Here is a 14,203-nt window from a genome sequence, read left to right on the forward strand (position 1 = left end):
TGTAAAGACCCGTATTGACAATAGTATCCTGAAATATTATCTATCATCGGGTAAACATATTCACAGGAGCAGCGCGTCTATGAAAAGCAAAACTTTTCCCCTGACTGCAGCGGATGGTACACCTATTTACATATATCAATGGCTTCCCGATACTAAAAAAGAGATAAAGGGCGCTATCCAGATTTCCCATGGCATGGCGGAACACGCAGCACGCTACGAGCGCTTCGCCGTGGAACTGGTTAAGGCAGGCTATGCCGTCTATGCCAATGATCACCGCGGTCACGGCAAAACAGCCGGGTCCCTGGACAAGGTCGGATATTTCGCCGATGAGCAGGGATGGGAAAAAGTCGTCGAGGACCAGTTCACTATCACCCGTCATATTAAAAAGGAGCATCCGGGGCTTCCGGTTTTTCTCTTTGGCCACAGCATGGGATCATTCGTATCACGCAATTATGTCATGCAGCACGGCAATGAACTGAAGGGTCTCATCCTGTCAGGAACTGCCGGCGATCCGGGACTGCTGGGAAAAATCGGTTACCTGGTGGCAAAACGCGAAGCAAAAAAAGTGGGCCGAAAAACCAGGAGCCCTTTTCTCGATAAGCTCTCATTCGGCAAGTTCAATAGCGCCTTCAAGCCTAACAGGACCGCCTTTGACTGGTTATCCCGCGACAATGCCGAGGTTGATAAATACGTCGATGATCCATGGTGCGGTGAGGTTTTTACAGCGGGTTTTTTCTGCGACCTGCTGCCGGCTCTTACCTATATCAACAAAGCGGAAAATATCAACCGCATACCCAAGAATCTTCCCATATATCTTTTTTCCGGCGCCCTTGATCCCGTGGGAGCAAACACCAAGGGAGTACTTCAGGTATACGGGTCATTTCTGAAGGCCGGAATCATGGATGTGAGCTACAAATTCTATCCGGAAGGCCGGCATGAAATGCTCAACGAAATAAACCGCGATGAGGTTTTCAGGGATGTCATAGCATGGCTCGACAAACACAGAGAGTCCTGATCACCGGCGGGAACCGGGGAATCGGAGCGGCCATGGCGGAAAACCTGCTCTGGAAGGGATACCGGGTCACTGTCATATGCCGCGACATTGAAAAAGCCGAATTGTTTCTCAGGGAAATGAAATCCATGGGACTCACCGGCATCGATTATATTCGGGGAGACCTTGGCTCCATGGAGTCCATACGGGTCACGGAAAGTCTAATCAGAGAACAAAGTCCCCTGTTTTCCCATTTCATTCACAATGCCGGAATCTGGCCTGTACGAAAGGTTCTCAACCCCGATGGACTTGAGCAGTCCTTTGTCACCAATCACCTGGCACCGTTCATGCTGAACCACCTCCTGGAAGACATCTTCTTAAAAAACAAGTGTCGTATTATCCAGATTTCTGCGGGACTTTATCCTCTTGGCATGAAGAATTTCAAGGCAACGGCCACCGGTGATAATTTCAGCATTTTAAGGACCTATGCCTCGACCAAATTTCTCAACCTGGTTACCACCATGCGCTTTGCGGAAAAATGGAAGGGAACCGGTGTTGTCATCAATGCCATACATCCCGGCGTGGTCAGAACAGGCCTGGGTGAAATGAGAGGGCTACCCGGCCTTGTAATGAAACTGGCCAAGCATTTCTGTCTGAGCCCTGCCGAAGGAGCTGAAGCCCCGGTAAACCTTGCCGTGAATACCCGTTTTGAAGGGACATCGGGCGTTTATTTTGATCGGTTCAAACCGGCGGAGCTGAGGCCCATGGCTCTTGACAGAGAGTTCATTAACGGTGTCTGGAACCAGGCCATGTCACTCTGCAATTTCCCGGCATAATCCATGGACTCTACTTCTGGGCACCTCTAAACATCAGGTTTTTCCACTGTTTGTGCCCACAAGGGAACATCCAGATTTAATTTTTAGAAGTTCCCTCATGATTCATCCCCTTCTTCATCTGCTCCAGGATCTCGAAATGACTCTTTGAAAAGGCCAGGCTCCTTGCCTTTTTCAGTTTTTCCAACGCTGCGGGATCATCGGCGCTCATGTCTTTCATCTCTTCAATGAGTGAATAGAAGTCGATATGCCGCTGCATGAGCTTTTTCTCCGAAATACCCCAGAGAGTATTTCCTTCCACAACCGTTATGCGCTCACCGTCCATGAGAATAAATACATTTCCGGGGAAAATCCAGTTGGGATTTTTCTTTTTCAGGGTCTTCAATTCAATGGGCGCATACCCGTTCTTCAGGGCTACCTGGTTTGCGTAGAGAAAAATATCATAATCAGAAACATGGACATTGTATGTTTTTTTAATGGTCTCAACGCGGTTCTTTTCAGCCTCAACTTTCCTCTCCACGGCCATCCGCTCTTCGCGTGCACGGTAATCCTGCAAGAGACTCATCCCTGCAAGGAAAAGTCCGGCAAGAATAAAAGGAACGGCGATGATGAAAAGGACTTTCCTTATTTTCCGCAGCCGTATTTTCCTGAGCTGCATGCTTATACTCCGCCGGTCACCGGCCGCGGCGCCTTCGGGGGCTATGCCCCTTTCTCCCGGCATAGCCCCGGCAAGTTGTTTCAGGTTCTTTTTCAAGACCGGGCTCTTTCTATAGTAAAGAGACAGGAGCTTCTGAAGACGCTCGCGGTCCTGAAGAATTGTCAGGCACTGCTCGTGAAAAACTGAACCGGCTATTCTACCGCATGACGCCGTATTAATTTCATCAGGGAATGGATACTCCGGTACTGCTTCCCGGTTATCGGCTCCATGAATGAAATAGACACGATCGCCGTATATGGCCAGATTGACGTACCGTCGGCCGGGGAACATCTCCATCATGGGCCCTTCCGGTACATTTTTCTCCATGGCATCGATAATTTTTCTTACAGCGGAATCGCCATGCAACTCCTCTTCGATGCGGAACATGGTCTTCAGATTTTGCAGGGCGAGAATCTCTCCAAGGGATGCTCCTTCCTGCCGGGGGAGCATCTTCATGAACTTTCGTTTATTCCTGGGCGGCCATTCTTCCAGAAGGTGCCCCAGTCCCGCCCCTGCAATTTGCTGTATAAGGTCCTTCAGCACGGTATCCATATCGTCGTAGATCTGTACCTCATACTGCATGCGGGTCGGCAATGTCACGACGGGCCTGACCTTCCCCTGTTTTAAGCCGTCCCCAGTCACCACGATGGGACATTCCACATCCTTAAGGAGGGGAGCGGCTCCGTCATAGATTGTCCCGTTCATAACGAGAATATGGGCCCTGGAATTAAGCGCGCTCTCAATCCCTTCATAGTCTGCAATAAAGGCGATATTCACATCGGCCCTGGCAGGAGGCACATTGCGGTACTGCGCCAGGAGGCTGGTACTGCCTTTTATCTGTTTGATTACAATTCCCTCTCCCGTACTGTATTCCATGCCAGAAAGGGGACTGACGGTAAGAACACAATCCGGGTACAGGCGCCCCAGGAGCGCTGCCGCATCAGTATCATGACTGAATATTCTCAGCCGCCGTTTCTCCTCGTGCTTCCATTTCAGAAGGGGGATAATGGAAGGAGCGGGTCCGCCGGGCATCACCACACCCTGCACCAGGGAAGGGTCCATGCGCAGGGAATGAAAATCTTTGAAAACCGAAGGATATATGCCGTGAAGCGTGAAATATCCGTTGCCGTAAATACAGGGGCTCCCCGTGAGCGTAATGAAACCCTTGCCCCTGTAACGGTCTTCCGCACTCTCCCGGGAAAGAAGTGAGCACATAGCCATATCGCTGCAATGCTTTTCCCGCATCGCTGCAAGATCGAAAAGAATCATTTCGCCAAGTTTAACCCGGAAGTTGCCGCCCCGGTAAAAAATGCCCGTATAGGACCCTTTTTTTGAAATGGCCCGTTCCTCGGTATTCTCACCGGCCTGTTCTATCTCCATCACCGACATGGCCTCTGTTTCAGCTCCCTGCGCCTTAAGAAGGGCAAGGCCGTCGCGCACGGGACGCGTACTGCCGATATAACGGTTTTTCCCGGGACTGGCGTGATCAGTATTGTTTAATTCGGCGAAGGGGCTCCCCGTGGGAATATCGGGAACAACAATATTTTCAATGAGGGGCAGGGCCTCAAGAGGCAGGTCGCGGCTGTTGCCGATACGTATCAGGGGACGCTCATCGTCGAGGGAATCGCCGGTGAAGATAATGAAGCATTCCGGTGCAATGACAAAAAGCCGGTCTTCCGGTTTCTCGATGATATCCTTCAGTTCCATGGCAGAGCCTCCCCGTGATGTATGAAATTCAAGCAAATCGGTTTTTATATCACGGGGAGCGGGAATGTCAAGGATTAATTATCGTACCTGCAGGGCCAGGATGGGGCTTGAGTGGATTTGTTTCATTTTATTATCAGATATGTCATAAATATAGAGACCGTCATCAGGGGCTCTATCCTTGATTCCCATAGCCAGATTCCCTCTGAACGGCTCAATTCGAATTTCTCCGTTTGCATCGCCAAAATCATACTTAGCCTCATGGGCATCGATAGCCATGTTTATCTTATAAACAACCCAGGTAAGCTCATTATCCACACAATATGCGGTGCTTTTATCGATAATGGCATAATCAGTTGTAACGCCAAGCCCATAATTAAAGAGAACCGGTGTATCTGTACCACTTGATGGAAAACGATACAAAGTATTACTGGTGCCGATGTACACATAAGCACCAACTTTATCGCCAAAAATGGGAGAGTTAACACCAAGAGTTGTTGAACTATTTAATAATGTGAGAGTCCCATAATCCCAGCGATATATGTAACTGTCAGTCAAACCGTCCGAAACAAAAATATAAATCTCACCGTCATCGGAAGAAGTAAACATAATTGGATTTGATATTGTTGCCAATGACAAAGTAGTTGATGAGGCAAAGATGTTTGCGATGGTATCGACACTCCCTTCATCAAATTCATACATAAGTCCCGAATCATCAAGGGCATATACCCCGTGTCTGTTGCCCTTTGTATAAATTGTATTGGCAGGGTAACAACCGGATATATTCGTCCAGGTTCCGGACAAGCCGTAATCATGAGGGGTAAGGCTCACAGTAAAAGTATCGTTATTCATAATTACCCGGCTGTCCCCGGATACGACCATATCCGTTATGGCGGCAGTAATTTCTGTACTGTACCGGTATGGCGCTTTCCCGCCGGAAATAAGGAGTTCTTTATAGCCTAAGTCATCATCATCAACAGCATAGATGACTCCCGGCCCATTCAGGGCCGCGTCATAAAATCCCTGACAGCCCGTTAGAGTCAGGGATATCACAAAAACGCTCAGTATGTATTTTACTATTTTTTCAAACATTTTGCAGCAGTCTTCCTCAAAATTGCATTCGTCGATACTATATAAAATCAATACTATGGTTGCAAGAATAATTTTGTTCCAAAGCTGGTGATCGGTATTTCTAAAAGAACAAAATTCCTTTACATTCCCATAAATAAATAATTGCATCCTGCCCGATGTACTGTTACATTTATTCCATAAAATCTGCATCTTAACCTTTCCCTGGAGGACCGTTATGAAAAAGTGTATTATCCTTCTTATTTTCGTCGTCGCTTATACGGGATGCCGTGATTCCGTCAGCGTCACAAAACTCTGGGAATCGGAGAAAAAGCTCAATGTTCCCGAGTCAGTACTCTATAGTCCCGGAGAAAACATTCTCTATGTATCAAACATCTACGGCAAGCCCACGGAGAAAAACGGCCTGGGTTTTATCGCGAAGCTCGACCTCGATGGAAAGATCATCAAGCAGGAATGGGTCCGGGGACTCAACGCCCCCAAGGGAATGGGCATCCATGGCGACACCCTCTATGTCACCGATATCAGCCGTATTGCCCTTATCAGCATCAAGGATGCAAAGATTGTAAGGACCCATGACGTGAAAGGAGCGAAGTTTCTCAATGACATAGCCATTGACGCCAAAGGTACTGTTTACATCACCGACATGTACACCAATAAAATACATATGCTGAAAAACGGCACGGTTTCCCCGTGGCTTGAATCTCCCGCGGTGAAGAGCCCCAATGGCCTGTGCATGAAAGGCGACCGGCTCCTCGTGGGCGTGGAAGGAGCAATCCTCAGCGTCGGGTTGAAGGATAAAAATATTTCCACCGAGGTCAGCCTCCCGGGACACGGCATGGTGGACGGGCTCCGCGACACGGGCGGGGGCTCTTATATCATCAGCGACTGGAACGGAAAAACAGAACTCGTGTATCCCGACAAGCCGGGAAAAGTACTGCTCGATACTACCGCGCAGAAAATCAACGCTGCCGATGTGGAATATATCCCGGGGAAAAACATGCTCCTCATCCCGACCTTTTTCGACAACCGGGTTGTGGCATACCGTGTGAAGCCGGATTGACTCCTCGATATTCGTTTGAGACATGATGTAACAGTTTCCCGGCAGACAGGAAACTGTTACAGGTATCAATGGCTTCGTTCAAAACTTGGTGAAGATCTCACTTTTGGAAATAATTTTTTCTGATATCCCACTTTATCTCTAACAATAAAACCAGGGAGGATAACATGCCGCACTCTAACACTCCATCAAAACGGGTTTGTGCCCTGTTCCTGACGATAGCGCTTTTCCCGTCTCTTCCCGGATGCAAAGATAAAAAAGAAAACCACGCCGATGCTATAACCCGTCATATAATTGCCACCAGGAACGACATACGGACCATTCTCCCCGCTGCTGGGAAAATAAAACCGCTCTTCATCACCTTCTGGGACTTCGACGGAACAATCCAGAAAGGAGATTGTACTGAAGGCCTTACTATCAATGGCAACCAGGTATTCAAGGGGCTGGCGCAAAAATCCATTGAAGCCGGCTTCTCAAGGGAATATCCCCCTGCGAAGTATTCAATTTTTAAAAAGACGGCTCTCCATCTTGAAAAAGCAGACCATACAGCCTATCTGCTTCTCTATCCACGGGCACTGGCGGGCAATGAGGAAAATAAAATAATCGCCTTTTCAGAAGACTACTTCAATTCAACTTTGCAGAAATATTTCTTTCAGTCATCCATGACGGTCATGAAATCCCTTCAGCAGGAAGACATCGGGATCTACGTCATCAGCGCCAGTGCCCAGGTTTTTGTCCAGGGATCAGCGAGTGCCCTTGACATTCCGTCCGGCAATATCCGCGGCATTCTCATGAAAAGCGATCAGGAAAAAATCACGCGCGAGGCAATCCCGCCCATTACGCACGGTCCCGGTAAAACCATGGTTTTAAAACAGATTGTTGCCGATCTGAAAAAAGAAAAAGGAGGCCCGGTCTTTGTGCTGGCGGGATTCGGAAACAGCTACGGCACCGACGGGGATTTCCTGGCATACATCACAAAGATTAAACTGCCGGCGGGGAAGACCATGGCGGTCATGATCAACGGCGGCGAAGCACCGGGGAAATATCGTGGAATGTTTTATGAGGTGAAACAGGAAAAGATTATGAAATAAAATCATTTCTCCCTTTCATTGTCTCTCCAGATCCCGGCATCAGGGGATCATCATATCCAGTCCCTTCCACTCCGTATCATACTGCGCGTCCTTTGCCCGGAATTTTATCCCATAGCATATATACCGTATTACATGCTGGATCATTTCCTCGTCGGACAGGGTGACACGTATAGTTTTCGTAGGATACGTGGATACTCCCGAAGAGCCGACGCCTTCCTCGATGCTCACTTTATCCCTTTGCGCCGGGTCATTCTGTATCAACGGATCATTTGCCAGTACGGTCGGTATTACATAGGGGAACAGGGGTTTGAAAAATAACTGGCGCTGTCCCGTTTTTGCATCAAACATCGCCGTGGTATATGAAATTGAGCTGAAGCCTGTTACCCTTGATTCCGATGTGACAATGTACAGGTACGTATCGCCGATATCCATATAGTGAAACACCAGCAGGGAATCCACATTTCCTTTCACCCGGTCCAGTATTTCCTGTACTGTCATCTCCGACAGGGACCGATCCCACTTTTTTGCCAGAGCCCGCACATCGACGGCTTCATATCCTTTTTTGCTCATGAAGTGAACGAGTCCCTTTGTCAGCTGCGGGGTTATATTCCTGTAATAATTATTCTCTTCCTTCCGCACGGCTCCAAGATTACTCAGGCTTGCCGGCTTATACCGGGGATAATCGGGTATGGATTCTTTAATTCTTGTGTCATCATCGATATACACATCGACAAAATCCTCGGAAATACCCATGGTGGACTGGGACTTACATGTCCGGTTCGCATAATTTGTCTGGAGAGTGATATGTGAAACACCGGAATAGACCTGATTCCCCATTCGCACCACCAGGATACCTATTTTCTTATAGTGCTGTTTGTTGAAATCACCGGCGATCTCGAATTCCCTGAACATGGAGCATCCACTTAATATTGTTGAAATAATCATAATTGTAAAAAATTTTTTCATGGAAATCCCCCGATGTGCATGGTTTTCCGGTAATACCGGTTTAGAATATCTTTGGAAATGTATGAATTATTCTCTGTTGATATACAAGGACTTTTTCTTCAGAAATACTGAATAGTCATTCCCGCCCCTTCATTTTTCATCCGCCCCCCTGCCTTTTCTCTCATATACCCACACCAGCAGCAGCACCCCGGCAAAAAGCCCGTATCCCAGGGGAACCATCCCCGCCATTCCCCATCCCACGGCGGGAGAATGAATAAGCCCCAGCCAGGAAAAAGCAATGAGAGGCAGAGTCCAGTAGAAAGCCCGGAGAAAATTCTTCTCGATAATATACACAGCCACACCCGTGAGAAACATGGCGGAAAAGAGGGGCCCCTCGGCAAAAACCAGTATGCCCTTCAGGTGGGGAAGTGTTGCGGCAATAATACGGTTCGTCTCCTCCACGGGTTTTCCTCCACCGGCATTGACGAACTGCCGCAGAAGCGAGAGTCCCCAGGCGGCGATGGCCGGCATGAGCCCCAGGGCCACGGCAGGGGCATGCTCTCCCGGTGTCGTCTGGAAGGCCTGGGCCGTGATGACCACGCCGATCCAGAGCAGGATGGGATAGCCGGCTTCCAGGGGAATCAGCGACACGACAACACTCATGAGGCCCGTAAAACATATGAGCGTTATAACCGCTCCATTCAGGACACTGTATCCGGACCGGGCGCCCAGTCCCTTCCAGCCGGGATGGCCGATGTACACCGTCGTGGGAAAGGGAGAGCCGAACAGGGCCCCAACCACGGTTCCGGCGCCGTTCATTGCCAGGGCAGGCATGGCCCGATAGGTATCACCGGCGGCCGAGGCCGACTCTATATTCTGCAGGGTCCCGAAAAAACTCATGAGGCCCATTGGGACGGATATGGAAAGGTAGGGAACCATGCGTGCCATGTTATCCGCGGTAAAAATACTGAAAAGAGCGAAATCAGGTACATGCAGAGAAATCTGGTCTATTGATTTTGTCAGTGCCGCGCCGTCCATGGCCCCGGTGGTCCAGGCAATGAGTGAGCCCAGAAACAGTGCGTAAAAACCGGCCGGTATTCTGAACGGGAGCCGGACATGGGAAAAATATTCCACGAGAATGAGAGCCAGGGGGATAAAGGCTATCACGGGTTTGTCCCATATCTTTATTGTATGATCCAGGGCTATAAAAGCAATGGCTATGCCCGCCAGTGTGGCCAGGAGCGCGGCCCGGGGCGATATCCTCCGGAGAAAATCGCCGAAGAAGGCTCCCAGGCCTTCGAATATGCCGCTAATCAGGCAGCTCATAACACCCACCTGCCAGGCCAGTTCCGCATCCTTTGTCTGGACGTATACCGGCATGATAATGAGAGAAAAAAAGGCCAGAAGTGAAACGGTGTTAATACCGTAAGGAAGCGCCGTCACATCCAAACGCTGTTCCCTCCGGGCCAGCCTTCGGGACTGCCAGGCATAAAATATATTTCCCGCCAGTACTGACAGTGCCGTGGCCGGAAGTATCCGCCCGAAAATGAGCCGCTCATCCATGCCGATGGAAAGGCACAATCCCGTGATGATAAGCAGGTTAACAAGGTTGTCGATAAAAAGACCGATGAAGCCGTCGAAATCACCGCGGACAAAAAAAGGTACTTTGAACATGTCACTATTTCTCATCAGCATCTCTCTCCTTGGAGTACCGGGGCATGCTTATCTGACGATTTGTGAATGATCCTGCATATTATTTCAAGAATAATTCGAGACAGGTAAAAAGAAACGAATGCTTTGTCCCTAGACCCGACAGAAAAAAGGCGGTTCCCTCTTAAGAAGAAACCGCCTTTCATATATTTTATTGCCGTTATGTGACTATTTACACGTCGAGTCCCCAGTCATCGTGACAGGCATCGTCATCGTGTGCAGTCCGAATCATCTCGGGATGAGGAGCCGTACTGCAGTTATCCAGGGCAAGCTGGTCCTTTATATTTTCGTCATTGCTGACTCGCCCCCGGTTTCCGGGATAAATTTTTTGTATCATACAAACCTCCTTATTCAAATCACAACCCTGTCTGAAAATCTTCCCACAGTCTAAACCACAAACAGAAAATAATACTTAATTGTTAAGTATTTTATATAATACTTAACAATTAAGTATTCGTCAATAAAAAATATAACCCATATCCACCATGTTTTGAAAAAATTTCTTGATATAGCCGCATTGTACCTCAATACTATGGACATGATGTTCCCTTCAATGCATGCTGTAATCCTGCATGATACTTAAATTATTAAATAATCGGGAAGGAGCAAACCTGAGATGCAACAATACATGGATCTACTGACATCAAAAATAATTCTGGGAAACACATTGTGGGAATATCTGTGTTCCCTGTGTATCTTTATCGCCGGTCTTGTCATTGTGATCGCCATAAAGTTCATTCTTTTTAAAAGGCTGGCCAGCTGGGCAAAAAAAACCAACACACCTTATGATGACATCATCGCGAAAAATATGCGGGGGAAAATAATGCCTCTCCTTTATTTCGCTGCCTTCTATATAAGCATCATACGCCTGAATATCAACGAAAATATCAACAGGGTCCTTAACGTGGCGGTTCTGGCACTGTTCATCTTCTTTTCCGTACGTTTTATCATGTCCGTGGTCATCTTCTGGTTCGAACATTACTGGGAACGCAATGAAGATGATTCCTCGAGAAAGAGTATCGCCATGGCCATGACTGCCATCTTTAAAGTCGTATTGTGGTCCACGGCTATCCTCATCTTTCTTGACAATCTTGGAATAAAGATTTCGGCCATCATAGCAGGAATGGGTATCGGCGGCGTTGCCGTGGCCTTCGCGGCCCAGGCCCTCCTGGGAGATATCTTCAGTTATTTTTCAATTCTGCTGGACCACCCCTTCGAAATCGGCGACTTCATCATCGTGGAAAATCACATGGGGACGGTTGAGTACATCGGCATTAAAACAACCCGGCTGCGGAGCCTCAACGGTGAGCAGCTCATCTTTTCCAACACGGATCTCACCGGATCACGCCTTCAGAATTATAAAAGGATGGAGCGCCGCCGCGTCAAGTTCAGGTTCGGCGTCACTTATGAAACAACGGTTGAACAGCTGAAGGAGATACCGGCAATTGTGAAAGGAATAATTGAAACAATTGAAATGACTGATTTTGACAGAACCCACTTCCTTGAATACGGTGACTTCAGCCTTAACTTCGAAGTTGTCTACTATGTAAATAGCAGCGAGTACAATGTCTATTGTGACATACAGCAGGAAATAAACCTGAAACTAAAGGAAGAACTGGACGGAAGAAAAGTGGAGTTCGCCTATCCCACCAGCACCGTCTATGTAAAGAAATCATGATTCACGACTCTACGATGCGGGACAATGTCGCGAAGAAAACCGTGTTCTATTCATCGCCGAAGAGCGATTCCTGAATATTGTCCCGGTTCATGGACGAGACGGGTATCCCCAGATGTTTGTATGCCATGGATGTGGCGACCCGTCCCCGGGGCGTACGCTTGAGCAGGCCTATCTGCACCAGGAACGGTTCATAATAGTCTTCCAGGGTATCAGTCTCCTCGCCCACGGAAATGGCGATGGTCTTCAGGCCCACGGGCCCGCCGCTGTATTTTTCTATAATGACAGACAGTATCTTTCTGTCCATATCGTCCAGACCCAGTTCATCAATATCGAGACGCTCCAGGGCATAACGGGTTATATCGATACCTACGGATTCGCAGCTCTGCACCACGGAAAAATCCACGACGCGTTTCAGGAGTCTGTTCACGATACGGGGAGTCCTTCTTGCCCTTCGCGCTATTTCCAGCGCGGCATCGTCCTCGATGGTGCACCCCAGTATGCGGGCCGAACGCCGGGCTATAATCCGTAACTCCTCGGGAGAGTAATAATCAAGACGCAGGGGGATGCCGAAACGGTCACGCAGCGCCGAGGTGAGAAGCCCGGTTCTGGTGGTTGCACCCACCAGGGTAAAAGGGGCCAGGTTAATCTTGATGCTCTTGGCTCCCACGCCCTGCCCCACGACAATATCAATGGTCCTGTCTTCCATGGCCGGATAGAGAATCTCCTCAATGGCAGGTGAAAGCCGGTGAATCTCATCTATGAAAAGAACGTCGTTCTCCTCGAGGTTCGTGAGGATCGACGCGAGATCCCCGGCCTTGTCAATGATGGGCGCCGATGTGGCCCTGAGATTGACTCCCAGTTCATGCGCGATGATGAAGGCAAGCGTCGTTTTCCCCAGACCCGGAGGACCGGCGAGAAGTACATGGTCCAGAGGTTCCTTCCTCATCTTGGCCGATTCCACGAAGACCTTGAGATTTTCAGTGATTTTTTTCTGCCCGATGAATTCTTCCAGTATGGACGGGCGCAGGGATCTGTCCTGATCCAGGTCATCCTCGGTCAATTTTGTCGTGCTGACGATACGGGAAATATCATCCATGGTAAATGGGTGTTCCTCTGAGATTTATTATTTGTTAATCTTGAAATTTTTAATTGTTTTAAGAATCGATTCGGCCGTCTTGAGCGAGGCGATCTTCTCACGCAGTTCTTCATCGCCCATCACCTTTGCTATGTTGGCAAGAGACTTGATGTGCTGGGAAAGCTTGTTTTTAGGTACCAGGAGGAGAATCACTATTCTGACCGGATTGTTGTCAATAGAGTCAAAATCAATCCCCTTCTGGCTGATAGCCAGAATAATTATTATATCCGATACTCTTGCGGTCGTGCAATGGGGAATGGCCACACCGTTGCCGATGCCGGTGCTCATGGATTTTTCACGCTCCACAAGAGCCATCTTTATCTCTTCGCTGTCGGCGGAGGATATTTCCCTGTTCTTCACTGCCAGATCAACCATCTCATCGATCAATTCCCACTTGTTCTTTGATCTGGCTTTGACGAGTATATTTATTTTTTTCAGGCTTTCAGCTAAAACCATATGATTTAAACTTGGTTACCGTCTGGATTTATCGTAATTGAACAGTCAAAAATATTATTAGGTAAATCTACAGATAGTCATAGATTAAGTCAAGCCCTATTAGTGAGGCTTTACAGGGATATTCCTAATTTCATATTTTTAAGCCTGCGGTTGATACATCGCGCAGACGTGCCGGCCGATGTTCAAGAATCGGTTATAGCCGGTAATAACTCTGCACTTAAAATGTAAGAGGGAAAAACGCCGGCCACACCAGGGCATCCAGGAGGGCTGTCTGCACACAAAACGCAATGGATCCAATAACGGCCGGTATATATGCCCATAAGGGGGCACGGGGCCGCACTGAAAACAATGCCGCAAGCATGCCCGCGGAACCGATTCCCACAGCGGCAAGCACAACACGGATGGCTACCCATGTAACAAGCGAAGGCTGCTCCAGCATTATAAAAGTGAGGGGCATCCACAGGGCCGACGGGGCCAGGATGAGTATATACAGCGCATTAAACAGGACGTAAGAAAAACGGCCTGCTATTTTAACTTCATCAGCATTCAGACGAAATAAGATAAACCAGGTAAAAAGCAAATACCCCGTCGCAGCGGAAAACATTGATATGGTATACAAGGGCATAATAGCTGCCGGCACTTCCCCCCATAACAGCGGACCCGCTTCAGGATGAGCCTGTAATCCCTGTATATAGCTGAAGAGGACAGCGATCCCGCCAACAATATTAACAACGAGGAGATATTTTTTTTGACTATGTAATGACATGGCTTTCCTCCATTTTTATTCGTTATATTTCTTCCCTCATGTCCACAGAGC

At 48.4% G+C, this 14,203-nt stretch carries 12 protein-coding genes; 5 read left to right on the forward strand and 7 right to left on the reverse strand.

Going from position 1 to position 14,203, the window contains the following annotated elements:
• Positions 1-79: 79 nt before the first annotated feature.
• A complete protein-coding gene (locus CVV44_08270) occupies positions 80-1,015 on the forward strand; it encodes an alpha/beta hydrolase (protein ID PKL38854.1) in 936 nt (311 codons plus the stop codon).
• Positions 988-1,827 carry a retinol dehydrogenase gene (locus CVV44_08275; GenBank protein PKL38855.1) on the forward strand — a complete coding sequence of 280 codons (840 nt, stop codon included), beginning with the start codon at positions 988-990 and terminating at the stop codon, positions 1,825-1,827. Before CVV44_08270 ends, CVV44_08275 begins: the two co-directional genes overlap by 28 nt.
• A 76-nt stretch (positions 1,828-1,903) precedes the next feature.
• Here CVV44_08275 and CVV44_08280 read toward each other — a convergent pair whose 3' ends face one another.
• Positions 1,904-4,228, reverse strand: coding sequence for a hypothetical protein (locus tag CVV44_08280; protein ID PKL38856.1), 2,325 nt, complete (start codon positions 4,226-4,228; stop codon positions 1,904-1,906).
• A 78-nt stretch (positions 4,229-4,306) separates the two neighbouring features.
• Positions 4,307-5,317: a hypothetical protein gene (locus tag CVV44_08285; protein PKL38857.1), complete on the reverse strand. Its 1,011-nt coding sequence runs from the start codon at positions 5,315-5,317 to the stop codon at positions 4,307-4,309.
• A 214-nt stretch (positions 5,318-5,531) separates the two neighbouring features.
• On the opposite strand from CVV44_08285, the gene CVV44_08290 reads away from it, so the two are divergent.
• Positions 5,532-6,374, forward strand: coding sequence for an ATP/GTP-binding protein (locus CVV44_08290; protein PKL38858.1), 843 nt, complete (start codon positions 5,532-5,534; stop codon positions 6,372-6,374).
• Between the two features lie 164 nt (positions 6,375-6,538).
• On the forward strand, positions 6,539-7,462 hold the full coding sequence (locus tag CVV44_08295) for a hypothetical protein (GenBank protein PKL38859.1): 924 nt from the start codon (positions 6,539-6,541) through the stop codon (positions 7,460-7,462).
• Positions 7,463-7,501: 39 nt separating this feature from the next.
• On the opposite strand, the gene CVV44_08300 is transcribed toward CVV44_08295, so the two are convergent.
• Together CVV44_08300 and CVV44_08305 are read right to left on the reverse strand one after the other, a co-directional pair.
• Entirely contained in the window at positions 7,502-8,374 is an 873-nt protein-coding gene (locus CVV44_08300; protein PKL38860.1) for a hypothetical protein, read from the reverse strand.
• A 183-nt stretch (positions 8,375-8,557) separates the two neighbouring features.
• Positions 8,558-10,102, reverse strand: coding sequence for a permease (locus CVV44_08305; GenBank protein ID PKL38861.1), 1,545 nt, complete (start codon positions 10,100-10,102; stop codon positions 8,558-8,560).
• Between the two features lie 631 nt (positions 10,103-10,733).
• Here CVV44_08305 and CVV44_08310 point away from each other — a divergent pair.
• Positions 10,734-11,795, forward strand: coding sequence for a mechanosensitive ion channel protein MscS (locus CVV44_08310; GenBank protein PKL38862.1), 1,062 nt, complete (start codon positions 10,734-10,736; stop codon positions 11,793-11,795).
• Between the two features lie 46 nt (positions 11,796-11,841).
• On the opposite strand, the gene CVV44_08315 is transcribed toward CVV44_08310, so the two are convergent.
• The 3 genes from CVV44_08315 to CVV44_08325 all read right to left on the reverse strand — a co-directional run bounded on the left by CVV44_08315 (position 11,842) and on the right by CVV44_08325 (position 14,152).
• Positions 11,842-12,891: a Holliday junction branch migration DNA helicase RuvB gene (locus CVV44_08315; protein ID PKL38863.1), complete on the reverse strand. Its 1,050-nt coding sequence runs from the start codon at positions 12,889-12,891 to the stop codon at positions 11,842-11,844.
• A gap of 27 nt (positions 12,892-12,918) precedes the next feature.
• The gene (locus tag CVV44_08320) at positions 12,919-13,386 is read right to left on the reverse strand and encodes a PTS sugar transporter subunit IIA (protein ID PKL38864.1); all 468 of its coding nucleotides are present in this window, start codon (positions 13,384-13,386) and stop codon (positions 12,919-12,921) included.
• Positions 13,387-13,603: 217 nt separating this feature from the next.
• Entirely contained in the window at positions 13,604-14,152 is a 549-nt protein-coding gene (locus CVV44_08325; protein ID PKL38865.1) for a hypothetical protein, read from the reverse strand.
• Positions 14,153-14,203: the final 51 nt, after the last annotated feature.

The sequence above is a fragment of the Spirochaetae bacterium HGW-Spirochaetae-1 genome (assembly GCA_002839375.1).
Lineage (GTDB): Bacteria > Spirochaetota > UBA4802 > UBA4802 > UBA5550 > PGXY01.